A 25,459-nucleotide genomic window follows, 5' to 3' on the forward strand; every position below is an offset into this window, starting at 1 on the left:
TTTAGGTGAGAGCGGATCCCATTTTCTCGCGGATTTCTTCGCGGATGCGGGCGGTAATCGAGGCTTCGTCTAAGTCGGCCAAAATCTGGGCAATGGCGGCTTTGGGACCCTCTGGCCCCCAACTGGCCCCTTGGGTGAGGTAGTGGCGGGTCGATTCGCCAATCGCATAGCAGGAAAACCCGGCCAACACCGCCTGGGTAAGAGCCACCGAGGTATAGGCCCCCAAGGAAAATCCCCCACTGAAGGGAACGGCTCCCCCTAGCAAGGTTTTCAGGGATCCCAACCCCAACAGGGCCACCCATTCTCCGGCCCCGAGGCTGAGCATGCTGAGGATGATCTTTTGCAGCAGCTGAGTCGCCCCCTGGGTGCTCATGGGCAACCCGTACAGACGAGACAGCCGTAGGATCAGAGCTACATCGATGGCCAAACCCCCCAAGCTATCCAGCAGGGTGATCGGGTTGAGAGCTACCGCCAGCGCTTTGGTTCGTGCTGCGGAGCCAATCAGGTCTTGTGCTTGCTCAGAGCGGCTTGCCAACTTCCGTTCAATCACCTGCTGATTCAAACGATCCGCAAACAGCAGCGCATTCAGGGCCAGCAGCGAACGCCCTTCCCGATGCAAAACTTCCAGGATCTTCAGCCGCAAAGCATCCACCTGCGGGGATCCCACCTCCAACTGCGCCCCGAAGCTACCATCCGGTCTTTGCACCAGGCGGGGAACGCGGGGGGAGGCCGCCACCATCACAATTTCATCAGGGGAAAGAATCTGTCGTACCCGTTCGTTGCGGATTTTGTCGTAGATGGCCTGCCGATCCGCCTCAGGGTACTGGTCGATTTTATTGAATACCAGCAGCATCGGTTTGCCTGCCTCCCGTAGGGCCGCCAGTGCCTCAAACTCTACCCGTGTCAAGTCGCCACAGATCACAAACAGGATCAAATCCGCCCGCTGCGCCACCGCTTGGGCCAATTGGGCGCGGGTTTCTCCATCCACTTCATCAAGGCCAGGGGTGTCGATCAGCTCCAGACGGGATCCCTGCCAACGGGTCACCTGCACCGATTGAACCGAGGCCGGGGGTAGGTAGGATCCCTGGACAGTCACCGGCTCCGCTTGGGTTTTGGGACGGGTTTCCCAACTGACTTTCCAGGCGGCGGCTTGTTGGCTGCGGGTTACACCATGGGTTGGCCCCGTTTCAAACACCGACTCCCCCAGCAGGGCATTGAGCAGAGAGGATTTGCCCCGTCCCACCAGGCCAAAGGCGGCAATATGAATCACTTCCGTTTCCAGCTTGTCTAGGAGGGTTTGCAGGCTCTGCAACTCGGCTTCCATGCCCACCGCTTCTTGGGGTTGCAAGTCCAGTTGAGCCACCCACTGGCGGAGACTGCGCTTGGCTTGCTGGTAGTTAAGGTCGTCTTGGAGGGTGTTGCGACGGGCCATGGTGACAAATCAGGATCTATAGAACAAGTCAGCAGAACAAGTCAGCCAGTTTGCGAAAGTTGCAGGAAATAATGGAGGGGAACAGCCTCGGCCCGATCTAGAGCAGTGGGTGCAGGCTGATCCCAGTTAAGGCTTTGCAAGAGGAGGCTCACCATGCCCAAGGCGATTTGGAACGGAGTGGTATTGGCAGAAAGTGAACACTACGAAACGGTGGAAGGTAACATCTATTTTCCGCCAGAATCGCTGCATCAGGAGTATTTTCAGCCCAGTTCTACCCACACCACCTGCCCCTGGAAAGGAGTGGCCAGCTACTACAACCTGGTGGTCAACGGTCAGGAAAACAAAGATGCCGCCTGGTACTACCCGGATCCCAAGCCTGCCGCCGCCAACATCCGCGGTTACGTGGCCTTTTGGAAAGGGGTAAAGGTGGAAGCCTAGCCGTCCTGGCTGACTCTGACTGACTCAGTAAAACTCAGTAAAATAGACTGGAGGAAAACCTGGAAGGGCAATGATGCTAACCGATAGCCTGAACTGTTCACGCCAGCGACAAGGGCTCTTGCCTAGCCTAACGCGCTGGGGGGGGAGACTGTGTTTGACCGGACTGAGCCTGCTGCTGCTCGGCTGTACCCCTGCGGGCTTTCGCACCCCCAGGCCCAGTCTGACCAACAGCGGCCTGAACAGCATTTACCCGGATGGGGAACCTGCTTTTAACGGTGACGGTCGCTATTTGGTGTTTTCCTCCGCTCGCAGTGGCAGTCAGGATATTTTCCTATACGACACCCAGGAGCGGCGCCTTGTGGATTTGCCTGGTCTCAACTCCAGCGATGTGGCCACCACCTCCCCGGATATCAGTGCTGATGGCCGCTACATTGTCTATGTATCGAATGCACTGGGCAAATCGGAAATTTTTCTTTACGACCGCCAAACCCGCAACGTCCAAAACATCAGTAGCCGGGTGGCCGGCGATGTGCGCAACCCCACCATCAGTGGCGATGGCCGCTTTATCGCCTTCGAGAGCAACGGCCAAGGGCAGTGGCACATCGAGATTTTTGATCGGGGGCCTCAGGCCAGTTCCCGCCCATCCCCTGCTCCCTCTCCGGATTCCAACGCCAATCCCTGAGGGGATCCCTCTCTAGGAGCCCTTCTACTCCGTCGTTGGATAGGCTTCCAACCAAAGGTCTTCCCCCAGCTCTTCTCGGCGGGCCAGGCTCAGCCTTTTGGCTTCCGCCATGTGCTCCAGAACTTTTCCCCCCTCCAGCAAGCTTCTGCCCTCGCCCAGCAGCTTGGGGGCCAAAAAAAGGGCCAGCTTATCGACCCAGCCTCTCTCCAGGAAAGCACTGGCCAGCCGAGGGCCCCCCTCCAGCAACACTCCGTCTAGCCCCTCCTCCTGAAAAACCCTCAAGGCGGCTTCTAGGCTCACCTTGCTCCCTTCCCGAGGCAACTCCACCACTCGGGCCCCTGCCCTTTCTAAGGCAAGGATCCGCTCCTTGGGTGCCCCCTGTCCCACCAAAATCAAGCAACGGGCTGTCTCCCCGCGGGGGCCTGGCTGAAAGAGCCGGGCTGTTGGGGGGGTACGGGCTGCAGTGTCCAAAACCACCTTGACGGGATCCCGGAGCGGCGGCGGCTCCAGCATCAGCGGGAAGGGACGGAAATCGGGATCCCGCACGGTCAGGGCTGGGTCATCCGCCAAGACCGTTCCTACCCCCACCACAACTGCAGGAAGCCACTGACGATACGCCTGGGCAACACGGCGGCTTGCTGGGGAAGAGACGAAACGGGCATCCCCGGAAGGGGTAGCCACCTTGCCATCCAGGGTCAAGGCAGCCTTCAGGAGAACAAAGGGGCGACCCGTCTTCTGTACGGTGAAAAAGACCTCGTTTTGTTCGCGGGCCTCTTTTTCCAGAAGCCCCACGGCTACTTCTATTCCCGCTGCCCTCAGTCGTGCCATTCCGCCACGAGCTAAGGGGTTCTCCTCCCGAGCCGCCACTTCTACCCGAGCCACCCCCGCTGCGATGAGGGCCAGAGAGCAGGGAGGCGTGCGGCCAAAGTGGTCGCAGGGCTCTAGAGAGACGTAAACCGTACTCCCCCTGGCTTCTTCCCCCGCCTGCTGCAACGCCAGCACCTCAGCATGGGCCTCTCCTGGCCGGGGGTGATAGCCTTCCCCCAGGATTCGGCCATTCTTGACCGCCACCGCCCCCACGATCGGGTTGGGGTAGGTGTGGCCGCGAGCCCGTTCTGCCAGCTGCAGAGCTCTACGGAGAAAACGCTCATCCACTTCCTGTGTTTTGCTGGCCAAAGCTACTACCAAAAGACTTGAGGCTAGGTTGACATTCCCGTCAATTGACATTCCGTATAAATTGTAGGCTGGCCTCCTCTTGATAAGGATCCCCAGGCTAGGATAGATCGCCCCTCTGGAGGAGTTGTTGCATGGTTGCTCCCCTTGCTCACCGTCTGTATCCCCTTGGCTCCAATGTGTTTGACCAAATGGATCAGGCCAAACGGGAGGCCCGTCAAGCGGGGCTAGACTTAATCGATCTGTCCTTGGGATCCTCGGACTTATTTCCGCCCCCCGAGGCATTGGCCACGGTGCAATCGGCCCTCTCGGATCCGGCCACCTATGGTTACACCCTCTTTCACGACACGGCTGCTTTTCGTGCCGCCTGTGCCAAGTGGTATGAGGGGAAGTTTGGCCTAGAGATTGACCCGGAGACAGAGGTGTTGCCCCTGATTGGATCCCAGCAGGGGACGGCCCTGTTGCCTCTAGCACTACTCAATCCGGGCGATATGGCCTTACTGACGGATCCAGGTTACCCCTCCCATGTGGGCGGGATCCATTTGGCGGGCGGGATCCCTTACTATTTGCCCCTATTGGCCGAGAATCACTTTTTGCCCCAGTGGGATCGGATCCCGGAGGAGATCGCTCAGCAGGCGCGGCTGCTGGTGTTGAGCTATCCCCACAACCCCACCACAGCCACCGTCACACCGGAGTTTTGGCAGGAGGCGTTGTACTTCTGCCAACAGTACCAACTGGTTTTGGCCCACGATTTTCCCTATGTGGACTGGCGCTTTGACGGGCAGGTAGCCCCTTCGGCCCTCCAGGCGGATCCGGATAAGACCTGCACGATCGAGTTTTTTTCCTTATCCAAGTCTTATCACATGGGGGGGTTTCGGGTGGCCTATGCCATTGGCAATCGGGATTTAATTCGGGCACTGCGGCTGGTGAAATCCACGATTGACTTCCGGGCATTTTGCGGGGGGCGGCGGCAGCTTTGGCGGCTCCAGAAACCTTTTTGCACCACTGGCGACAGGTGTATCGAGAGCGGCGAGATACGGCGGTGGCGGCGCTGCATGACATCGGTTGGCCGGTACCGGTGCCGGAAGCGACGATGTATCTGTGGGCACCCTTGCCAAGGGGCTATCCAGGATCCTCTGGGCAGTTTTGCCTGGACTTGGTGAAAACAGCGGGGGTAGCTTTGTCTCCGGGTTCTGGCTTTGGCCCCAGTGGGGAGGGCTACGTGCGCTTTGCTCTGGTGGTGGAGGGATCCCGTTTGCAGGAAGCCGTCGGACGGATCGGCCACTTTCTGGCTGGGGGATACCCTCAAGAATCCTTAAGCTGAGCTTGAGTCACCGCTAAGGCTAGGGCCGTCCCACCAATAGCGCCAAGGGGCAAGATCAACAGGTTCAACAGCGGAATCGCCAGCAGGAGTGCCGCCATGAGGCCAAACCCAACCATCAAGACCCAATGTTCTGAAATGTTCTGAAATGTTCTGAAATCAAAGAGTAAAACCAGTATTTCTTCGGTCTCGGGCAGGACGAATGATATTCACAGGGCACGGCGGCGGTAACCTAAGGGAGCAAGCTAGGTAGACCTTATGGATGCCAAAGATCTGCTCCGGTTGTACCGGTCAGGGCGTACCAACTTTACAGGTGAAAATTTTGCTGCGCTTGACCTGAGTCGAGTTGATCTGATTGGGGTCGATCTCTCCGGTGCCAATCTACACAATGCCAACCTGATCTTTGCCTATCTGGGGCGGGTCAAGCTGCAAAAAGCCAATTTGGCAGGGGCCAAATTAAGCGGGGCCAACCTCAGTCAAGCGGATTTGAGCGATGCGGATCTCAGGGATGCCCAACTGCACGGCACCACCCTACAGGGGGCAGACTTGCATGGAGCCAACCTAACATTGGCCCTGTTGAACGATGCCAACCTTCTGGATGCGGATTTGCGGTGGGTGAACCTCACCAGTGCCAATCTGCTGGGGGCTTGTTTGCGCGGGGCCAACTTTCGTCTGGATAGCCGCCGTCATGCCGTGTTGCGCAGTGCGAATCTCAGCCGTGCTGACCTGAGTGGGGCCAATTTGTCAGGGGCAGACTTAACCCGGGCTGACTTGAGTGGAGCCAATCTGCGGGAGGCCAGTTTGCTAGGGGCCAATCTGAGTGGGGCCAATTTGCAGCGAGCCTGTTTGCGCGGGGCCATCCTCAGCGAGACCGACCTGAGCGGAGTGTCCTTCTTGGGGGCAGATATGCAGGGGGTGCAGATGGCGCGAGTGAACCTCAAAGAGGGGATGCTGAGCCAAGTCAACCTCACTGAAGCCAATCTGAGTGAAGCGGATTTGGGTGGGGCCGATCTTTCCGCCAGTTGCCTGTACTCGGCCAAATTGGCACGGGCGGATTTGAGCCGAGCTAACCTGGCGGGGGCAGATTTGAGATACGCCAGTCTGGTGGACGCCTATCTGGGTCGTACCAATTTAGAAAATGCCGACCTGAGTCATGCTATCCTCACCCGCGCTGATCTGAGCACAGCCAACTTGATTGGGGCTAACCTGCAAGGGGCAACCATGCCAGATGGACGGGTGAATTGAGGCGGGGATCCACCCTGATCGGGGTGAGGTTTTCCCCTGCTATGCCGTTGCTGAACCCGCTACCCTGAGGGCAGGGCTAGAGGGATCCGTGAATAGCTATCGCTTGCCGTCCTTATTGCAGTCGCTGTGGGCTGATTTACCTTTGCCGGAGTGGTTACCTGCTGCGGGAGAGCGCTCTTGGCAGCAGACGGTGGCCGCTCTCATTCAGCTTTGGCAGGAGGTAGGCCAGTTTGGGGTGGTGCTCAGTGGGCCAGTTTCTTGGTTACCCCCTTGGGTGATACGGGATCCCCTGCCACAACTGCCGGTACGCATCGACACGTTAGAAACAACGTTAGAAACAGCCCTAAAACCGCGGGATCCGGCCCGAGAAGCCCCCTGGCTCTTTACCCCGGATCTGTCGCCTGAGTCGATCTTGACTCCTGGTCAGACGGTGATCCCCCTATTGCCTCGGGATCCCCTGGTAGAGGAGCCTTTTTTGCTGGTACTTACCCCCGTTTTCTCGGCTGTAGCCGCCCAAGGACATCATCCCCACACACGGCAGACAGGCATGATGATATCCTTTGAGCCGGAAGTGGTACATCGAGCCTGGCAGAGCTTGGAACAACGGGTTCAGCAAGGCCGACCGGATCGATTGCCATTGTGGCAAAGCTTGGCCAAGCACTATCCGCTGATGAATCCCCATGTGCGGGTTTTGGCACGGTTCAGCAGCTTGCTCCTTTTGGGGAACTTGGCAGAATCAGGATCCCAGCCCGCTCGTTTGCCCCCAGCCACCCCCACCACAACCGGCAGAACCACCGAAGTGGTGGCTTCCCCAGATTCGGAACTTGGCGAGCCAGAGGCCAGCTCCCCCTCGGAAGCCCTACCCAAGAACTCCGTCAGTCGCTCGGCGGCAGCGTCAAAGTCTCCCGCACAACCCAACCCACCTCCCCACCCCGACAATGGTCTTTCTGAAGCGGAATTGTTGCGGGCTTTGATCCATGAGGTACAAACGCCTCTGAGCACCATTCGCACCTTGGCCAGCTTGATTTTGAAACGATCCGACTTACCCCCCCGCGTGCGGGACTATGCCGAGAAGATTGACCGCGAGTGTACAGAGCAAATTAACCGCTTTGGCCTGTTCTTCCAAGCCACCGAAACGGTGATGCCTACCACCGAGGCACGGGAGGGGCACCGCTTACAACTGGAACCGATTGCTTTGGTGGATTTGGTGCGACAAAATCTACCCCGCTGGCAGGAACAGGTGGAACGACGGGGATCCCAGTTTGATCTGGAGATTCCGGATGAGTTACCGGATGTGGTCAGTGATCCGAAGGCGTTGGAAGCGGTGCTGTTTGGCATGATCGACCGCATTGCCCGCAGCACTCCAGCTGGTAGCCGGATTCGGGCTCAGTTGGTCAGCGCTGGGGACTTGGTCAAACTCCAATTTCAGGTGGATACTCCGGAGAGCGGGATCCCTACTGCCGCCACAGAAGCCAAATCCCCACAGGCCATTGGTCAGTTGTTGGTCTTGCAGCCGGATACAGGCGCGGTCAGCCTCAGCATTCCTGTCACCCAGACCCTGTTTCGGGCCTTGGGGGGCTATTTAACCGTGCGCCATCGCGCCCATCAGGGGGAGGTTCTCAACATCTACTTGCCCCGCCAGCTCTAAACCCCTGGGCCAGGATCCCAACAAAAGTGGCGGATCGGAGGGGAGATGTGGCTAGGATCGATCTGCTAGCTGAGTGGCTAGGTACTTGAGAGATGGGTGTCCATGCCAAGAGCCAGGAAAGGTGTTCAACAAGAGCGAGAGCCGGAGTCCGCGTGGGGAGCTGAGGGGGGAGGAGATCCCCTGACAACCCCATCAGCTATAACCTTCTCTTCGCAGCAGCTCTCCACCTTGTTACACGAGGTGCGCAATCCCTTGACCGCCTTAAATACCTTGGCCAAGTTACTGCAAAAACGCCTGCCCCCAGAGGATCGCAACCACTGGATTGGTCTCAGCATCGAACAGGAGTGTAAGCATTTACAGGATTTGTTGCTGGAATTTGAGCGCTCGGATGGGATCCCCGCCACCCTGCAGCTACAGCCTCTCGCCTTGGCCGATGTGCTGCAGGAGTGGATCCCGGTCTATCAAGCTGTGGCGGAAACCCAGGGACACCACTTTCAAGCGGAGATCCCCTCGCATTTGCCCGAGATCCAGGCGGATCCGCGAGCACTGCGACAAATCCTGGACAATCTGATCGACAATGCCTACAAGTACACCCCTAGCCCTGGCCAGATTCAACTGAGGGTTGAGCCACAACCCCACAACACTCCCACGCGGGTGGAAGTTTCCATTTGCGACAGCGGCCCTGGCATTCACCCTGAGAATTTGGAACGGATTTTCGATCCCTTCTTTCGGGCGGATCCCTCCAAGCCAGGACAGGGATTGGGGTTGGCCATCAGCCGCGACCTCGCCACTCAGATGGGGGGGCAACTGCAGGTGGATAGCTCGGGCCACCGAGAGCCTGGCCAACAGGGATCCTGTTTCCGCCTGAGCCTACCTTTGGCCTAACAGTTAGATCTCTGTAGATCTGTGAGTTAATTGAGGAGCTGTGTGATGCCCAAAAACTCCATTCCACCAAACCGTTCGTCCATGGCAGCTGCTGAAGCACCGGCGCGGGTGATGTTGGTGGATGATGAACCGGGCTTGCGGGATGCGGTGCAAGCTTACCTAGAAGATAGTGGATTTGAGGTGATCCCAGCTGCTCACCCCCAACAGGCTCTGCAACTGCTCAGCACCACCCAGCCGCAACTGATTATCTCTGACATCATGATGCCAGGCATTGACGGCTATCAGTTTTTGGCACAACTGCGGCAGCTGGAGCCCTATAGCCATCTACCTGTGGTGTTTCTGACCGCCAAGGGGATGACTGCCGATCGCATTCAGGGGTATCGGGCCGGGGTCGATGCCTATTTGCCCAAGCCCTTCGATCCTGAAGAGCTGGTGGCCATCGTCTCCAATTTGATCGAGCGCTCTCGCTCAGCCAATCCTTCGGAGGTAGTAGCACGGGAGCTGGCCTCGATTCGTGCCCTGCTGTCGGAACGAGCCCCGGCTCTGGACAGCCCCCCTCATCCCCCTACTTCTACCCCCTTGCCCCCGCCGATCAAGGTGGAATTTACGCCGCGAGAACAGCAGGTGTTGGAGAAGGTGGCAGAAGGACTGATGAACAAAGAGATCGCTAAACAACTGCAAACCAGTGTGCGCAATGTCGAGAAATACGTGACCCGATTGTTGAACAAAACTGGCACCAGCAGTCGCACTGAGCTGGTTCGCTACGCCCTCACCTATGGCTTGATTAGTTTGTGAATTCTGTAAATTCAGACCGTTAGATCCGAATCACTTCATTGATAGAAGTTCCTAGATCGGCGTTGCATCCTTGCCCTCTTGAGGGCACTGAATGTTCCTCTCGATTTACTCACGACTCCCTCCCCGGTTTCTTCACGGAACTATCCTATTCTCAAAGAGTCGGGGATCTCTACCCGCTTTTCCCCAAAGGATCTGTATTCATATGTCACAATCTGAAACCTGGCTCATCAATAACCATTGGATCTCAAAGCCTACTGTTCTGTCCCCCTTCCCCCATCTGGATCCTACAGGACAAGCCATTTATGTCAGTGCCCTGGAGCGCCATATTCACCACCTGGAACATATTTTAGATCTGCAAGCCAAAGGGGGAATCGATTCTGCCACCGCGCAGGCAAGCCTTGACTTCTTGGTCCAGCAATTGCAACGAACTCGGCATGATCTTCTGCTGGGATCCCCCTCCTTGAATTGATGGAAGGATTCATGGGATCCCTGATGGAATATCGCCAGTCCTGTAGGCACAGCTCTTTCGCTAATTAGCTAGCACAGTAGCAGCACTTGGTCATCCACTTGACAAATGCAGGCCGCTCAATCAGAGATAGTCCAACCTCTATTAGCTTTCTCATCTCTTTTCCACCCTGACATGGGAATAACCTCTCGCGACAGCGGGATGGAGTCCTCTCCTAGTAATCTAATCTAAACATTGCTCTTAAATGTGAAGAGATGGCATAGCCCATGTCTAGCTATGAGGATCCCGGCTTCGGCGTATGCTGGAGAAGAAAGATTTCTTTACGCTAACGGACGGAACGGATCGTGACAGCCCTTTCGATGGCCCCAACCTTGCCCCAAACGCAGCCGGCGGCGGTGGAACTGCAATCGGTGTGGAAACGCTTTGGGCAGCAGGTTGCCGTTCAAGACCTGAGTTTACGGATCCCACAGGGAGAAGTCTTTGCGTTGCTAGGGCCAAATGGAGCCGGGAAATCCACCACCATCCGCATGTTGACCAGCCTCACCCGCCCCAGCCAGGGATCCATTCAAGTGGGGGGCTATGACGTGGTACGGGAGCCCTTGTTGGTGCGGCAACAGATTGGGGTAGTGCTGCAGCCGATCACCCTAGAGGCGGAGCTGACGGTTTGGGAAAACCTGGAATTTCATGCCCGGATGCACCACATCCCTAACCCGGAGCGGCAACGGCGCATTGACCAGTGGCTGGACTATGTACGGCTAGCGGATCGGCGACAGGACAAGGTGAAAACTCTTTCCGGCGGTATGAAACGACGATTGCAGGTGGCTAGAGCCCTGCTGCATCGCCCTCAAATTTTGTTTTTGGATGAACCGACTGTTGGCTTGGATCCCCAGGCGCGGCGGCTGTTGTGGGAGATCCTGCGGGATCTCAATCAGCAGGGCATGACCTTGCTGGTAACCACTCACTATATGGAAGAGGCAGAAGAGTTGTGTGACCGCATTGGCATTATGGAAGGGGGGCGGTTAATCGAGTTGGGCAGCCCAGCTCAGTTGCGAGCCAAACATGGGGAAGCTCTTTTGGTTCGTTCACTCCCCGGACAAGAGGCCGACTATACTTTTTTCCCCAGCTTGGCGGAAGCGCAAAGGCAGTTGGAAGCAGAACCCGACAAAACCGGCCTGATGGTACGCCCTGCCAACTTAGAGGATATCTTCGTGCGTTTGACGGGCCGTCGCCTGGATTAAAAAACCCCAAAGCCTTGAATGGCGCTGCTGGGGATAGCCTCCTCCGGTTAAGGTTTTTCCTCCACCCATCCCTCCCCAGAACTGGGGGGTTCGAACTTGTAGCCCACCCCACGAACGGTGCGAATTAGCTCCGGTTGGCTGGTATCGGTTTCTAATTTCTTGCGGATCTGGCCGATGTGCACATCCACCACCCGTTCATCCCCCTCGTGGTTGAAATTCCACACCTCTTGAATTAACTCAGCCCGCCGCCACACACGCCCTGGATGTCGGGCTAGAGCGTAGAGTAGGTCAAATTCCAACGCGGTCAGGTTAATCAAGCGCTGATCTCGGGTCACTTCTCGAGTTTCTGGATCGATGACTAAAGAGGCAAAGGTCAACATCGGAGCCGAGGCAATTTCGGTTTTCAGCCGTTGTCGCCGCAAAATGGCTTGCACTCGCGCTTGCAATTCTGGCAAGCTGAACGGCTTGGTCAGGTAGTCATCTGCCCCCAACTGGAAACCCTGCAACTTGTCGGCAGCACTCACCCGGCTGGTCAGCATCAACACGTAAACACCCGTTTCTTTTTGCATCTGCTGACAGAGGTCGTAACCGCTCACATCCGGCAAATTCAGATCCAAAATCACCAGAATCGGTTGAAAGGAGCGCAACCGTTGTAGGCCCTCAGCCCCCGTCACTGCCACCTCGACGGAATAGCCTTGCCGCTGCAAATACCGCTGTAACAGTGTACAGATGCTGGGATCATCATCAATGATGAGGATACGTGACATGGCGACTTCAGACTCTCAGGGCCGGGATGGACAACATGGATGCAGGTTTGGGCAAGGACTCAATGACGAGCAGCGATTCTAGGATGGAAAGCTCCCTCAGCCAGCCTACGGAGTTGCACAGAAGAGATGAGAAAGCAACAGATAGAACAAACTCAACACACTCCATCAGAATCGCTGCTGGAATGGATGATCAACCCAAGTGATTTAGGTTTATCAGATTATTTCAGGTCTTATCCATTGCATCACATAGGGAGTTTATCCTGCCTGGGGCACTCTTTCTCTCCGTAAATTACCTGAGGTTGGTTCCAAAATTGGGTCACTATCCCACTAGGTTGCCCGGAATTGAGGGGAAGGGTAACGTGGGAGAGATCCGGAAAAGGGATCCCATGCCAGGAGTTGATCCAAGCGGCAGGGTGTGTTTTGCCGGATCCCAGCGGTCAAGGCTGAGAGTAAATCAAAGAGTAAAAAATTGATTGAGAGTGGCAGGGTGATACTTGATTCCAGACATTCCAGAGGCTTATGTACAACCCCGAAGAAGTCTTTCGCAAAGATATCCAGTTGGCCCTCTTCACCTGGGGGATCCTAGAACTGGCCTGTTTTGTGATTATCCCCTTTACGGGTGCTTATGAGTTTGCCCAAGTGGCGGATTGGCTGTGGCCCTCTTTGGTACTGGGGCCGGTGGGGGCAGTGGTGGTGGCCTTCTGTTCTAAGGTGGTGCTGGCTGCCAACAATATCCCGGATCCCAAAAAGAAAAAAGCCCAGCGACAGATGGCTCAGGTGTTCAGCTTCTTTGGCTTTCTGGGCTTGGCGTTGCCCCTGATTTTGGCTGGCTGGGTGTTCGGGCGGGAAATTTTGACTACAGACTGGCAGAATAAGTTCACCAACGAGTGAGTCCAAGACCAATCTTGCCGCCCCCCTCAATGACGTTCTCCCGAATGCAGGCGGTGCAATCGCCCATGATCCCGCTGGTGGCGGAGTTGATCCGTCAGCACCCAGGCACCATTTCTCTTGGACAGGGGATCGCCTACTACGGCCCACCCCAGGCGGCGATCGACCAAATTACCCAGTTTCTCGCTCAACCCAGCAACCACCAGTACCAACCGGTACACGGGATCCCGTCGCTGATCGAGGCTATCGAAAAGAAGCTGTGCCAAGAGGATGGTTACCAAACAGGGTCGGGGCGGCGGGTGGTGGTGACAGCAGGCAGCAACATGGGCTTTCTCAATGCGGTGCTGGCCATTACCCAGCCCGGAGACGAGATCATCCTGCAAACCCCCTACTACTTCAACCACGAAATGGCGGTGACGATAGCGGGGTGTCGAGCTGTCTGTGTGCCCACGGACGAAAACTACCAGTTGCAACTGGGATCCATTGAGGCGGCCATCACAGAGCGAACGCGGGGCATTGTTACCATTTCCCCCAACAATCCAACTGGAGTGGTGTATCCGCCTGCCGCCCTCAAAGTTGTCAACCAACTTTGCCGAGAACGGGGCCTCTACCACATTCACGACCAAGCCTATGAGTACTTCCTCTACGAGGGGATCCCGCCCTTTTCCTTGGTGAGCTTACCGGAAGGGGTTGACCACACTCTCTCCTTGTTCTCTTTGTCGAAGTCCTATGGGTTTGCGGGCTGGCGCATCGGCTATATGGTGATCCCGGAGGCGCTGTTTATGCCGATCCTGAAAATTCAAGACACCAATTTGATCTGTCCGCCGGTGATCTCTCAATATGCAGCTTTGGGGGCATTACAAGTGGGATCCGCCTACTGTCGGGAACGGCTGGGATCCCTTGAGGCCGTGCGTCGGGTGGCTCTATCTGCTTTTCAAGCTTTGGGAGAACGGGTGCAGATCCCCACAGCACAAGGAGCCTTTTACTTTTTGCTACGCCTGAAAACCGATTGGCCGGCCATGGCGGTGGTGGAGTACTTGATCCGTGAGCAGCGGGTGGCGGTCATTCCCGGAGATACCTTTGGGTTGGCGTCGGGAGAAGGGACCTGTTATCTCCGGGTTGCCTATGGGGCGCTGGATCCCACTACGGCAGCTGAAGGGATTGGCCGTTTGGTAGAGGGCCTGCAGCACCTGTTGGGCTAGTGGGGGATCCCTGGGCCTATCCTTCCCGGAGAGGGTGGGATCCGAAGATGTTATAAATTGGGATGCAAGTGCTCCTGCGCCCCGGCTGGAGCCAAAAGGGTACCGAAGGGATCCCTGTCCCTGTTCCCTGTCCCTGTATTTTGTCAGTGTGTTTCTGGATGGTTGAGGTGAAGAGCCCATGTACCCGAACGAGACGACTGCTCAACCGGAGCTGGAGGTGAGTCGCCGTAACTCTGGACAGTCTGTATCTACCCCGGCTGTGCAGAGGCTGAACCGGGATCCCAGATTGCGTTCAGCGACTTCTCTCTCCTATGAGTCCCCATGGGTACAGGATTTGGATAGCGAATCGGCGGGTTACTACCCCATGCGAGGTCGTTCTTCTCGTTCTTCCGGCAGTTTTCCCTTTGGCACCTTGATGGTAGCCAGTGTCTCGATTGGGGCTTTGGCCGCTTTGGGTTGGCAAGTTTGGCAGATTTTATTGCCGATGTTGGAACCCCCTTCAACCCCTCAGTTTCAGCAGGCCGTCCGCTTGGATCCCTTGCCCAGTCCGGTCAGTTTGCCCACCAATGCCCCTGTCACAGATGGGCCCGCGGCAGGCAGAATTGACCCTGGGGAGTTTCCCCCTGGTAGTCGAGGTCGGGTGATCGAGCCGATTGGTCTGGCGATTCGCAGTCAACCTGCCGCTGATGGAGCCTATCAGGGGGGGATCGTGCTGGGAGAAACCGTCACGGTGTTGGAGTACAGTGCCGATGGCCGTTGGCAACGGGTACGGCGAGAGCTGAATGGACAGGAGGGTTGGGTACGCGCTGGCAACCTGGGCCCAGTCGCGGGCTCTGGAGTGGTGGCCACTGTTAATTCTCCAGATGTTTCTCCAGAGGATCCCACGGCGGCATCCACCCCCCTACCAACCCGGGCTCCTGCACCGGCAGCTGTTTCTGTAGGCAGTCAAGGGCGGGTGATTGAGCCGATTGGTCTGGCTTTGCGGGCGACTCCGGAAGCCGAAGGGGCCTACATTGGGGGCGTGCCCATGAACGAGGTGGTGACGGTCTTGGGCCTGAGTGAAGATGGTCGTTGGCAGCGCATTCGTCGTCAGGATGGTCAAGAAGGTTGGGTGCGGGCCGGCAACTTAGCCCAGGAGTAAGGCCCGTTCAGGGATCCGACGGAAGGGATCCCGCTCATTGTTTCCATAAGTTTTTTCCATAGGATGCCCCAGCGGGGGATTGTGACCCAAGAAAGCTTGTGTTTCGGTAGAACAGTACCGTGACAGGGCGACCTGTGATGCACAGTTCATTTCGCTTGGGCCGTTCATGCTGGGATCCCTTGGGGAACAGGCTGACTTTGCTGGTTCTGATGGTAGGGCTGGGATCCACCCTGATCGCTTGTCGCCAAAATCCGGATTCCCCTTCTGAGGAGCCCAGGAATGAGATAGCCTCTGAACCCCTTCTTCCAACAGAGGCAGAGATGGGTACTCTGGAATTGTGGGCCAATGGCGAGGCGTTTATTCGGGAGGGCTTTGTCTCCAAAGATGGCTGGGCCCTGAGTTTCAATCAGGTGTACGTCACCCTGGCGGACATCACGGCCTACCAAACGGATCCCCCCTTTGAACCCGAATCTGACGGGGAATTGCAAGTGCAAACCCAGGTGGGTCTACCGGGCCCAATCACTGTCAATTTAGTCAGCACCCCCGAAGAACGGGCTTTGCTGGGATCCCTCACTGCCCCCGCTGGCCACTACAATGCGCTCTCTTGGCGGATGGTTCCGGCGGTTTTTGGCCCGGCCACGGGCTATTCCCTCTGGATTCAGGGATCCGCTCAGGGGGATCCCGGCGAAACGATTGATTTCGTGCTCAAGTTCCCGCAAGAACTGGCCTTTACCTGTGGCGAATATGTTGGCGAGGAACGCAAAGGGTTCGTTACCCCGGATCAAACCGCTGATCTAGAGGCCACGTTCCACTTCGACCACCTGTTCGGAGATGGCGAATTGCCTCCTGAGGACAGCTTGAATCAATCGGCGCTGGGGTTTGCTCCTTTGGCAGCCTTGGCCGTTCAGGGATCCCTGGAGATGGATTGGGCCAGCCTGCAGGAGAAGCTCAGCCCAGCTGAGGCCGACTCAGTGGTGGAGATCCTCAGGGGATTAGGCCATGTCGGGGAAGGGCACTGCCGCGAGACCGCAGCCCGCCCCTAGAGCACACACGACTCATCAGGTATTTGCAGGTATTTGTATTTATGCACACAGGCTGGTCAAAGCATTGGAGGATTGCCCTCAGGTTGGAACTGGGATTGTTGGGCTTAAGCTTGCTCATCCCTTCTCAGGCTTGGGCCCATGGGGTGGAAGCATCTTATCAGGCTATTCCCACCTTTCAAATCGAGGCCCGTTACGATACCGGCGAACCGCTGGCATCCGCGCAGGTGACCGTGTTTGCGCCAACGGATCCGACGAGACCTTGGCAAGAAGGGCAAACCGATGCCGCTGGGCGGTTTGTCTTGCAACCGGATCCTGAACTGAGGGGCCTTTGGCAGGTTCGGATTCGCCAAGCCGGTCATGGGGTGCTGTTGAATGTGCCGGTTGGGGACTTGGAAAGCGGAACGGCAGGGATCAGCAGCAGCTCCCCCTCCTTCGGACCGCTGCAACGGGGGGTGATGGCAGCCTGTGTGATTTGGGGTTGCTTAGCCACCGCCTTGTTTTTCTCCACACCGCGTCGGGCAACCCCCTCCACCCGCTCAGAGTTCACTTCACCTGCTCTGGAGCACGACTAACCATGCACATCAGTGACGGTATTTTGCCCGTACCGCTCTGGCTAGGGGGCTATGGTATCACGGCACTTCTGACCAGTTACAGCTTGCGGGTTTGCCGACAGGGATCCCGTTGCATGTCGGAGTCCAGCTTCCACCGGCAATTGCCGAAAGCAGCTTTGCTCACAGCGGCTTTTTTCGTCGCCTCCTCCATTCACCTGCCTATTCCTCCCGCCAGTGTTCATTTCCTGCTGAATGGGTTGGTGGGTTTGTTACTGGGGCCATTGGCCTATCCTGCCATTGTGGTGGGGTTGTTTTTTCAGGTGGTGGCTTTTGGGCATGGCGGTCTTACGACTTTGGGGATCAATGCCGCAATTATGGGGATCCCTGCTTTATTGGCGGGGGGGATCTTTCGGGTGGGGCGTCGAAGGCTGGGCACCGGGATCCCTGCCTTTTTGGCGGGGGTTGTGGGGGCAGGGTTGGCGGTGCTGTTGTTTTATGGGGTGGTGATTGCCGGTTTATCCAGTTCGACTCCACTGGCCACGGAAGCAGAACAGCTGGCCACCGGAACGCTGGTTTTGGCTCACCTCCCTGTCATTGGGTTGGAGGGATTGTTCACCAGTTGGGTGGTGCTGTTTCTGCAGCGGGTGCAGCCGGATCTTTTGCTTGACTCTTGGCCTCAGACCTTTGGGGAAACTCCGGATCGTCAACCCACTCAAGTAGAACCGACCCTCACCCACAGTGGGTATGGAAAAAGATGAGGTGGCCGGATCCCCGATCAGCGAAACGGCGGCCAAGACACTCTCCTGGATCCATCGCTGGCGGCCTCTTCCCAAGCTCTTGGGGTTGTTGGGGTTGGTGGTGGCTTTTGCTGCCGTTCAGCGCTTGGCTTTGTTGCCTGTGCTGGGGGTTGTGGCAGCGGGGTTGTGGGGCCTATCGGGATTGCCCTGGCGCTTGTGGCTGAGGCGGCTGGCGGGGCCAGGGGTCCTGGTTTCTGGGTTGATCCTGGTGCTGCCCTTTTGGCTGGGAGAAACTGTCCTTTGGCGCTGGGGATCCCTGGCGGTGCGCTGGGAGGGGATCGCGGAGGTGCTGCGGATAGGGATCCGCTTAGGGGCCATTTTCACCCTCAGTTTGCTGTTGCTGGAAACCACGCCCCTGATGGAGTTGCTGGCAGCTTTACGGCGGCTAGGGATCCCCGATTTGCTCTTGGAGCTAGCCTGGCTGACCTATCGCTACCTGCAGGAGTTGGGATCCCAATGGCAGCAAATGCGACGGGCAGCTCAATTGCGGGGTTGGCGACCGGGGGAATCCCTGAGGCAAGATCTCCCATTCCTGGCCTCTTTACTGGGAACTTTGCTGGTGCGCAGCTACGAACGCTCTGAGCGGGTTTACCAAGCTTTGCGGTTGCGGGGGTATGGGCAGGGTGCCCCATTGGTTGCTGCGGCAGGGGATCCCACGAGGGCCTATGCCTCTGTAGCACTCAGTTGGGGAGCAACTGGACTAGCTCTAGGCATCGCAGGACTCGTGCTTGGGTTGGGATTGGTTTGAAGGGATCCCACAGTAGCTTCCATTCCCTACTTATCTGCCTGCGGCAAGATCAACATACCATCCCCAAAAGAATAGAAGCGGTACTCCTGTGCCAAGGCTTCCTGATATAAATCCAAAAGTCTTTGCCGCCCGATCAGCGATGCCACCAACATCATCAAACTAGAGCGGGGCAGATGAAAATTGGTGATCAATCCCTGAACAACTCGCCAGATATAACCGGGATAAATAAAGAGATCGCTGTTCCCCTGCCAAGGTTGCAGGGATCCCGTTTTTGCCGCCGTTTCCAGAGAGCGGGCCACCGTTGTCCCAACCGCAATCACCCGCCCTCCCCTTGCTTGGGTGGCCTGAATCGCCTCCACTGTTTCTACCGGAACCTTGAGCCACTCGCTGTGCAGACGATGTTCAGTCACTCGTTCTACCTCGACAGGACGGAAGGTGCCCAAGCCGATATTCAGAGTGATATAGGCGGTCGGGATCCCGGCTTGAGCCAACTGATCCAAGAGCGCTTCGGTGAAATGTAGCCCTGCGGTGGGAGCCGCCACGGAGCCCGGTTGTCTGGCCCAAACGGTTTGGTAGTCTTGCGGGCGGACTTGATCGGACTGGATGTAGGGCGGCAACGGGATCCGACCCACCTGTTCCAAGACCGTTTCAAACACAGCTTCTCCTACCCACTCAAACTGGAGGATTCGCCCACCCGTGCTCGCATCCATGGCTTGCACTATGGCTTCCAGCCGATAGGGTAGGACGGATCCCTGCGGATCCCAAAATTGGATCCGATCCCCCACCTTGACCCGTTTGCCCGGTTTCACCAAAACCCGCCAGATACATTCCCGGATCCCTGCCTGAACAGGTTCCAACAGCAAAACTTCCACCTTCCCCTGAGCCGTAGCTGCCGGGATCCCCTGTGAAGGTGGAGATGAGGCTTGGGGATCCCTGTCTCGCGGCAGCCTTGTGCCAAACAATCGTGCGGGTATCACCTTCGTATCGTTCAGAACCAGCAAATCCCCCGGCTGCAACACATCGGGCAAATCGCAAAAGCGCCGATGTTCATGGCTGTTGCGCCGCACCACCAACATGCGCGCCTGATCCCTAGGCTCAACAGGAGTTTGAGCAATACGCTCAGGAGGGAGCCTGTAGTCGTAGGCAGCGGTGAGCAGGTCAGGGTTTAGCTCGCTGTCAGCCAAAGGGGAATCGAGCATAAATCAAACTGGGATGGGATCCCGTGGAGGGTCAGAAGTCCAGCATAGCCGCCTGGGTCTGGATCCCTGTGGGGTTGGGGGCAAGGCAGTTTTCTGCAAGCCAACTCAAACTCTAGCCACCACCACCTGTTGCGGTTGATCCTGATACTTACCCACCCGGTCGGCATAAGTCACTTCGCAGGGTTCCCCTTCCAAAAAGAGCAGCTGTACTACCCCTTCATTGGCATAGACCCGGCAATCGGCGCTGGAGGCATTGGAAAATTCCAACGTCAAATACCCCCGCCATCCCGCTTCTGCAGGGGTGAGGTTGGCAATCAGACCTACCCTGGCGTAGGACGACTTGCCGATACAGATGACGGTGATGTTGTCGGGGATCTGCAGCCGCTCTAGGGCTACCCCCAAGCCGTAGGAGTGGGCCGGAATGATGAAGTAGTCCCCCTCGGAATCGTGGTGTAGGTCTACCGATTCCAGGTTTTTGGGGTTAAACCGCTTCGGATCCACGATGGTGCCGGGGATGTGGCGGAAGATTTTAAATTCCACCGGCGAAAGGCGAATGTCATAGCCGTAGGAGGAGAGGCCGTAGCTCAACACCGGGCGGGTCTGCCCTGCCAAGTTAACGGTGCGCACCAGCTCTGGTTGAAACGGTTCAATCATGCCCCGCTGAGCTTGCTCGTAGATCCAACGGTCATTTTTCAACATGGTGACAGCATCCTCTCTCACAGGTGATAGGGGAGGTGATAGGGGGATATTCTTCGCAGATTACCCCCTCGGTTTGGGCCTCCACAACCCTCACCCAAAGGGACCACACCACGACCCAGGTTGCCTCTTGCGTCATTGCTGCTTACCTGCTGATCTGCGCTCCCGCGACAGATGGCCACTTTCCCAGTTCTCACGCCTGCATCCTCTGGCTCAGGATACCCTGGCGGGCTGTTTCTAAGTCCAGCAATCAAAAAGGCCGCCCTTTGACGGACGACCCAGCGGGTTTGGGGTGAGGCAGGGAAGTGAATCTCAGGGAGCTCAAGGCATGGCAAAGTGCTGCCTGAAGAACCCAGAGGCCTATCGCCTCCCGAATTGACTCACTGAAACCCCTCCCAGTTACACCACCACCGTCTTCTTCACTTGGGCAGTCAAAGCGCCAGAGGCATACTTGGCAGCCATTTCATCCAAGGTTACCACTGGAACCTTGGTGCCATGACCAGCACAGCCAAAGGCAATGTAGCGCTCAGCACATACCTTCTGCATCTCTTTGATGGAAGGCTTGAGGAAATGACGCGGATCAAAGTTACTGGGATCCTCCGCCAAGGCGCGACGTACAGCCGCGGTAATGGCTAGACGGTTATCGGTGTCAATGTTAACTTTGCGTACCCCGTTTTGGATACCCCGCTGAATTTCTTCCAGGGGCACCCCATAGGTTTCGGGAATGGAGCCGCCAAACTCGTTGATGATGTCGATCAACTCTTTGGGCACCGAAGAGGAGCCGTGCATGACCAAGTGGGTGTTGGGCAGACGGCGGTGAATTTCGGCAATCCGCTCCATATCGAGAATATCGCCGGTGGGCTTCCGGGAGAACTTGTAGGCACCATGGCTGGTTCCGATGGCGACCGCCAAAGCATCCACCTGGGTTTGCTCGACAAAATCCACCGCTTGGTCGGGGTCGGTGAGCAATTGGTCGTGGCTGAGCACCCCTTCTGCACCGTGGCCGTCTTCGGCTTCCCCTTGGCCGGTTTCCAGGGATCCCAGGCAGCCCAATTCTCCTTCTACGCTCACTCCAATCGAGTGAGCCACTTTCACCACTTCCGAGGTTACGGCCACGTTGTATTCGTAGCTAGCCGGGGTTTTGGCATCTTCCTTTAAGGAGCCATCCATCATGACGCTGGTGAAGCCGTTGCGGATGGCGGAGTAGCAGGTAGCGGGGCTGTTGCCATGGTCTTGGTGCATGGCGATGGGAATGTGGGGGTAGGTCTCCACGGCGGCCAGAATCAGATGCCGCAGGAAGTTCTCGCCCGCATATTTGCGTGCCCCCCGAGAGGCTTGCAGAATGACGGGGCTGTTGGTTTCATGGGCTGCCTGCATGATCGACTGGATCTGCTCCATGTTGTTGACATTGAAGGCAGGAATGCCGTAGCCGTTTTCAGCGGCATGATCCAGCAGCGTCCGCATTGCAACGAGAGCCATCGGTTACCTCCTGAGGTGCTGACTTAATGCGTGTGAGATTTGCTCACCGTTGATCTTAAGATACTTTTCACGTTTTGCGGGATAAACCGCCGGTCGATCTGGGTAGCTCATCCAGGGGTTGAGCCTTGTTGTCCTTGCAGTCAGTGGCCGTAAGGCCCGCGCTGAGACGCAATCCGTACCCCGATCTGTCCAGATACAGTAGGGAAGGGAAAGGCGGCCTAGAACCTCAGCCAGACTTTGAGAAGCAGGGCCTGCTCCAAACCCATGATTAGAACGTGCAGTGACCTACAACAGTGTTTGTCGGGAGGAATCAAGAACGTGCTTTGCGACAAGTGGCCCGTTTTCAAGCAGGCAGTCCAGCGAATGGGACAATCCCGTTGGATGAGTTTGGGATTGGTTTCAGGGGCGGTGTTGGGCCTACAGCCGGTGGCTTGGGGGATCCCTGGGCAATCTCCGGATCAAGCTGCCGCCTGGGTGCGAGACAACCCTGTTTTGCGGCCTCGTCCGGGTGAAACTCTGAACATCAACCGTGTGGATCCCGATGGATCCCGTTTCACGTTTTTGGCCTCGGTGGCCCCGCCAGGAAGAATTATCAATCCTCTGGATCGGGAAACGATTCGCTCGGAGCGGATGACCTTCTTCCGCCCGCAGGGTCTGACTCCAGAAGATTTGTTCCAAGCGATTCGGGATATCTATGGGCCGGAAATTGCGGCTGATCTGGATCAGGCAGTGGAAGTGATCCGCTACCCTGCCCCAGAAGCCTTGGCGGGCAACCAAACCTACAGTCTTTCCCGAGCCATTCAGGGGGTTGTCCTACAGGGGAACCAACTGGCCTACTGGCTGGAATTAACCCAAAACCCGGATGGTCGTGTGCAGCAGGGACAAGTTTGGGTCTTTCAGCCGGAATGGCTGACCAAAGTGGAAGGAGAATTGGCGGAGCGCTATCCGCTGCAGGTGCTGACTCGTTGATCAACGGCGGGGATCTGGCGAGGCTAGGGCATACTGTCGGGCGAAGGATTTGGGCGGTGCGGCTTTGATGGGGCTGTTTTCCCTTTGCCTGTTTGGTAGTGCCTTTTGCCTCTTTTGGGGGCAACTGCTGGTGGGCAAGTTGCTGTTGCCCGTATGGGGGGGATCCCCGCTGGTGTGGAATACCTGCCTGGCCTTTTTTCAAGCGGTGCTGGGGTTAGGCTACCTGTGGGCAGATCGGGTGCAGCAGTGGTTTGCGCCAAGATCCGGTGTGCTCATCCACGGGGCCTTACTGCTGGCGGCGTTGAGCCTGCTGCCTTTTCGTTTGGGGGTTTCTGAGGGGATCCCGGAGGGGGTGCAGTCGCCGGTGCTGGCGTTGTGGGTGCAGTTGACCTTGGCGGTGGGGGGGCCGATGCTGTTGCTCTCCGCTACAACTCCCTTGGTACAGCACTGGTTTGCGGTGGGGGGCGGTGATCCCTCAGTGCAAGCGAGGCGGGATCCCTATGTTCTGTACGTGGCCAGCAATGCGGGCAGCTTGGCCGGGCTGTTGGTCTATCCTTTGCTCCTGGAGCCGGGGTTGCCTTTAGCCTGGCAAACTCGCCTGTGGGGGATCGCCTATGGGCTGGTCTGCGGGCTGGTGCTGCTCTGTGGCAGTGGCCTGCTGCTGGGGCAGAGGTTTTCGGGGTCAAAACCCTCCTTAGAGGGTCAAAGCTCTTTTCTTGCCTCTGAAGACCCGGCAGAGCCTGATCGGCAAATGGGTGTTTCCGAGGATCCCAACGATCACGATCAAAACAATCAACAGGATCAATTTAGTGATCATTTTAGTGATCATTTCGGTGCGCATACCCCTAATCAATTGAAGTTTGATCAATTTAAGTTCAGGGATCAATTCAATCCATTTCAGGATCGAGGTGCTCAGCGTCAAGGGCAGACCAACTCCCTCGTAAGCGCGGGGGATCCCTGGCGTTGGGCAGCGTTGGCGTTTGTGCCTTCGGGCCTGCTGGTAGCCGTCACCACCCTGTTGACCACCGATGTGGCGGCGGTGCCTTTGCTGTGGGCGATTCCGCTGGCCCTCTATTTGATCACCTTTATGCTGGCCTTTGCAGGTTATGACCTGAATGGGGTGGGGGCAGGGGTAGCGGCGCTCTTGGCTTGTTTGGCGGTGGGGGTACAGGCGTTGGGCTTGGTGAAACCGTTGTTCCTGTTACTACCGCTGCATTTGACGGCTTTTGGGCTGGTGTGCTGGGGCTGTCACAGCGAACTGGCCCGGCGTCGTCCGGCAGCAGAGCAGTTGACCCAGTTTTATCTGTGGCTGGCTTTTGGTGGTGGGCTGGGGGGACTGTTTGCCGCCCTCTTGGCTGCGCAGGTGTTTCACAATCTGCTGGAATATCCGCTGCTGCTGGGGTTATCGCTGTGGGTGATGGCGGCGCGGGGTGGGGGGGTGGGCCTCTGGCTGGGATTGGGGCTGATCTTGCCCCTGCTGATGGTGCGCTTTCAGCTCCAGGAATGGCTGAATGTTGGATCCGGGGTGGGTTTGGGGCTGGGGCTGGGTTGGCTGTGGGTGATGACCGGCAGGGAGACATTCAGTAGGAAGACATCCGGTTGGAAAACAGCAGTGACTTGGGCGGGAATGACCTTCGGGATGGTTTTGCTGCTGGGGCAACCTTGGCTGAGACTGGGCCTAGAGGTGATTCATACCGAACGCAATGCCCTAGGGCTGAACCGGATCGTGGACTTTCACACCGCAGCGGGATCCTTCCGCAGCCTTCTGCACGGCACGACGCTCCACGGCAGTCAAAACTTGGATCCCGAAATAGCCTCTGAACCGCTCACCTATTTCTCTCGTTCCGGGCCAGTGGGGCAGGTTTTTGCCCAGTTTCGCCAGCAAGTTCGGGATCCGCATCCTGCGATTGCGGTGTTGGGACTGGGGATCGGCACCCTAGCGGCCTACGCTCAACCGGGGGATACTTGGACCTTTTTTGAGCTGGATCCGGCGGTAGAGCATTTAGCCCGAGACTATTTCACCTATTTGAATTTGGCCCCGTCCAAGGTGATTTTGGGGGATGCACGGCTGACCCTGGGGGGGATCCCGGATGAGAGCTACGACCTCATGGTGATGGATGCCTTTAGTTCCGACGCGGTGCCGGTGCATTTGCTCACCCAAGAGGCCTTGATTCTCTATCTGAACAAGCTAAAGCCCCAAGGCGGGTTGCTGTTTAACATTACCAATCGTCATTTGAATTTGACTCCCGTGTTGGCGGGGTTAGCCGGTCAACTCCACCTCCAAGCCTGGCAGCAAGCCCAGACAGAGCTCTCCCCAGCCGAGCGACAAGCGGGGTTAGCGCCTTCCCACTGGGTTCTGATGACGGCAGACCCAACCAAATGGACGATGCGGGATCCCTGGCAACCGCTCCTGCCCCAAGCCGGGGATCCGATCTGGCGAGATGACTTTTCCAACCTCCTGCAGGTGATGCGTTGGCCTTGGCAACAGGGATCCCAAGAGGGATGAACCATGGACCTGAGCTGAGGAATCCAGAGGAATCTAAAGGGATCTTTACAAAGCGGAGTTAGTATGAGTTATGATAATCCGTAGCCCAAGCAATGTTTTGTTGGAACTGAGATAATGTCTACCTCAACTCTTCAACCTCTTACTGTCGAT

Annotated in this window: 23 protein-coding genes and 1 pseudogene; 18 read left to right on the top strand and 6 right to left on the bottom strand. The window is 57.2% G+C overall.

The genetic code is table 11. From position 1 onward, the window contains the following. Nucleotide 1: 1 nt before the first annotated feature. Nucleotides 2-1,432: a DUF697 domain-containing protein gene (locus JX360_RS00500; protein WP_244348398.1), complete on the bottom strand. Its 1,431-nt coding sequence runs from the start codon at nt 1,430-1,432 to the stop codon at nt 2-4. 153 nt (nt 1,433-1,585) lie between these two features. On the opposite strand from JX360_RS00500, the gene JX360_RS00505 reads away from it, so the two are divergent. Both JX360_RS00505 and JX360_RS00510 read left to right on the top strand, forming a co-directional pair. Next, on the top strand, nt 1,586-1,870 hold the full coding sequence (locus JX360_RS00505; RefSeq protein ID WP_244348399.1) for a DUF427 domain-containing protein: 285 nt from the start codon (nt 1,586-1,588) through the stop codon (nt 1,868-1,870). A 154-nt stretch (nt 1,871-2,024) separates the two neighbouring features. Then, nucleotides 2,025-2,552 carry a TolB family protein gene (locus tag JX360_RS00510; protein ID WP_244348400.1) on the top strand — a complete coding sequence of 176 codons (528 nt, stop codon included), beginning with the start codon at nt 2,025-2,027 and terminating at the stop codon, nt 2,550-2,552. A 24-nt stretch (nt 2,553-2,576) separates the two neighbouring features. Here the strand turns inward: JX360_RS00510 and ribD are convergent, their stop codons facing one another. Further along, nucleotides 2,577-3,728, bottom strand: a complete 1,152-nt coding sequence (gene ribD / locus JX360_RS00515) for a bifunctional diaminohydroxyphosphoribosylaminopyrimidine deaminase/5-amino-6-(5-phosphoribosylamino)uracil reductase RibD (RefSeq protein WP_244348401.1) — start codon at nt 3,726-3,728, stop codon at nt 2,577-2,579. Nucleotides 3,729-3,859: 131 nt separating this feature from the next. On the opposite strand from ribD, the pseudogene JX360_RS17795 reads away from it, so the two are divergent. The 7 genes and pseudogenes from JX360_RS17795 (at nt 3,860) to JX360_RS00550 (ending at nt 11,323) form a co-directional block, all read left to right on the top strand. Next, nucleotides 3,860-5,049: pseudogene (locus JX360_RS17795) on the top strand (LL-diaminopimelate aminotransferase). Nucleotides 5,050-5,304: 255 nt separating this feature from the next. Further along, nucleotides 5,305-6,291, top strand: a complete 987-nt coding sequence (locus tag JX360_RS00525; RefSeq protein ID WP_244348402.1) for a pentapeptide repeat-containing protein — start codon at nt 5,305-5,307, stop codon at nt 6,289-6,291. Nucleotides 6,292-6,379: 88 nt separating this feature from the next. Then, complete coding sequence (locus JX360_RS00530) at nt 6,380-7,939, top strand: sensor histidine kinase (protein ID WP_244348403.1); 1,560 nt, start codon at nt 6,380-6,382, stop codon at nt 7,937-7,939. Between the two features lie 102 nt (nt 7,940-8,041). After that, nucleotides 8,042-8,824, top strand: a complete 783-nt coding sequence (locus JX360_RS00535; protein WP_244348404.1) for a sensor histidine kinase — start codon at nt 8,042-8,044, stop codon at nt 8,822-8,824. A gap of 45 nt (nt 8,825-8,869) precedes the next feature. After that, nucleotides 8,870-9,619, top strand: a complete 750-nt coding sequence (locus JX360_RS00540) for a response regulator (protein WP_279611128.1) — start codon at nt 8,870-8,872, stop codon at nt 9,617-9,619. Between the two features lie 202 nt (nt 9,620-9,821). Next, on the top strand, nt 9,822-10,088 hold the full coding sequence (locus tag JX360_RS00545; RefSeq protein WP_244348405.1) for a hypothetical protein: 267 nt from the start codon (nt 9,822-9,824) through the stop codon (nt 10,086-10,088). A 356-nt stretch (nt 10,089-10,444) separates the two neighbouring features. Beyond that, a complete protein-coding gene (locus tag JX360_RS00550) occupies nt 10,445-11,323 on the top strand; it encodes an ABC transporter ATP-binding protein (RefSeq protein ID WP_244348587.1) in 879 nt (292 codons plus the stop codon). 47 nt (nt 11,324-11,370) lie between these two features. Here JX360_RS00550 and JX360_RS00555 read toward each other — a convergent pair whose 3' ends face one another. Continuing rightward, on the bottom strand, nt 11,371-12,090 hold the full coding sequence (locus JX360_RS00555; RefSeq protein ID WP_244348406.1) for a response regulator transcription factor: 720 nt from the start codon (nt 12,088-12,090) through the stop codon (nt 11,371-11,373). A 519-nt stretch (nt 12,091-12,609) separates the two neighbouring features. On the opposite strand from JX360_RS00555, the gene JX360_RS00560 reads away from it, so the two are divergent. The 7 genes from JX360_RS00560 to cbiQ all read left to right on the top strand — a co-directional run bounded on the left by JX360_RS00560 (nt 12,610) and on the right by cbiQ (nt 18,460). Continuing rightward, nucleotides 12,610-12,981 (top strand): hypothetical protein, encoded by a 372-nt coding sequence (locus JX360_RS00560; RefSeq protein ID WP_244348407.1) that lies wholly within the window; start codon nt 12,610-12,612, stop codon nt 12,979-12,981. A gap of 29 nt (nt 12,982-13,010) precedes the next feature. Next, nucleotides 13,011-14,180, top strand: coding sequence for a pyridoxal phosphate-dependent aminotransferase (locus JX360_RS00565; RefSeq protein WP_244348408.1), 1,170 nt, complete (start codon nt 13,011-13,013; stop codon nt 14,178-14,180). 178 nt (nt 14,181-14,358) lie between these two features. Next, complete coding sequence (locus JX360_RS00570; protein WP_244348409.1) at nt 14,359-15,321, top strand: SH3 domain-containing protein; 963 nt, start codon at nt 14,359-14,361, stop codon at nt 15,319-15,321. 320 nt (nt 15,322-15,641) lie between these two features. Further along, nucleotides 15,642-16,364, top strand: coding sequence for a DUF4382 domain-containing protein (locus JX360_RS00575; protein ID WP_244348410.1), 723 nt, complete (start codon nt 15,642-15,644; stop codon nt 16,362-16,364). An 83-nt stretch (nt 16,365-16,447) separates the two neighbouring features. Continuing rightward, entirely contained in the window at nt 16,448-16,936 is a 489-nt protein-coding gene (locus tag JX360_RS00580; RefSeq protein ID WP_244348411.1) for a hypothetical protein, read from the top strand. A gap of 2 nt (nt 16,937-16,938) precedes the next feature. Next, complete coding sequence (gene cbiM, locus JX360_RS00585; RefSeq protein ID WP_244348412.1) at nt 16,939-17,673, top strand: cobalt transporter CbiM; 735 nt, start codon at nt 16,939-16,941, stop codon at nt 17,671-17,673. Next, complete coding sequence (gene cbiQ, locus JX360_RS00590) at nt 17,660-18,460, top strand: cobalt ECF transporter T component CbiQ (RefSeq protein WP_244348413.1); 801 nt, start codon at nt 17,660-17,662, stop codon at nt 18,458-18,460. Before cbiM ends, cbiQ begins: the two co-directional genes overlap by 14 nt. Before the next feature lie 26 nt (nt 18,461-18,486). Here cbiQ and queA read toward each other — a convergent pair whose 3' ends face one another. The 3 genes from queA to fba all read right to left on the bottom strand — a co-directional run bounded on the left by queA (nt 18,487) and on the right by fba (nt 21,834). Next, nucleotides 18,487-19,659, bottom strand: coding sequence for a tRNA preQ1(34) S-adenosylmethionine ribosyltransferase-isomerase QueA (gene queA, locus JX360_RS00595; protein ID WP_244348414.1), 1,173 nt, complete (start codon nt 19,657-19,659; stop codon nt 18,487-18,489). 105 nt (nt 19,660-19,764) lie between these two features. Then, nucleotides 19,765-20,358, bottom strand: coding sequence for a dCTP deaminase (dcd, locus tag JX360_RS00600; RefSeq protein WP_244348415.1), 594 nt, complete (start codon nt 20,356-20,358; stop codon nt 19,765-19,767). 396 nt (nt 20,359-20,754) lie between these two features. Further along, nucleotides 20,755-21,834 (bottom strand): class II fructose-bisphosphate aldolase, encoded by a 1,080-nt coding sequence (fba, locus tag JX360_RS00605; protein ID WP_244348416.1) that lies wholly within the window; start codon nt 21,832-21,834, stop codon nt 20,755-20,757. Nucleotides 21,835-22,197: 363 nt separating this feature from the next. Here fba and JX360_RS00610 point away from each other — a divergent pair, with 363 nt between their 5' ends. Both JX360_RS00610 and JX360_RS00615 read left to right on the top strand, forming a co-directional pair. Next, on the top strand, nt 22,198-22,803 hold the full coding sequence (locus tag JX360_RS00610) for a hypothetical protein (RefSeq protein ID WP_244348417.1): 606 nt from the start codon (nt 22,198-22,200) through the stop codon (nt 22,801-22,803). A gap of 67 nt (nt 22,804-22,870) precedes the next feature. Next, entirely contained in the window at nt 22,871-25,309 is a 2,439-nt protein-coding gene (locus JX360_RS00615) for a fused MFS/spermidine synthase (RefSeq protein WP_244348418.1), read from the top strand. Nucleotides 25,310-25,459 lie beyond the last annotated feature (150 nt).

Origin of the sequence: Thermostichus vulcanus str. 'Rupite', from assembly GCF_022848905.1 — a bacterium.
Taxonomy (GTDB): Bacteria; Cyanobacteriota; Cyanobacteriia; order Thermostichales; family Thermostichaceae; genus Thermostichus; species Thermostichus vulcanus_A.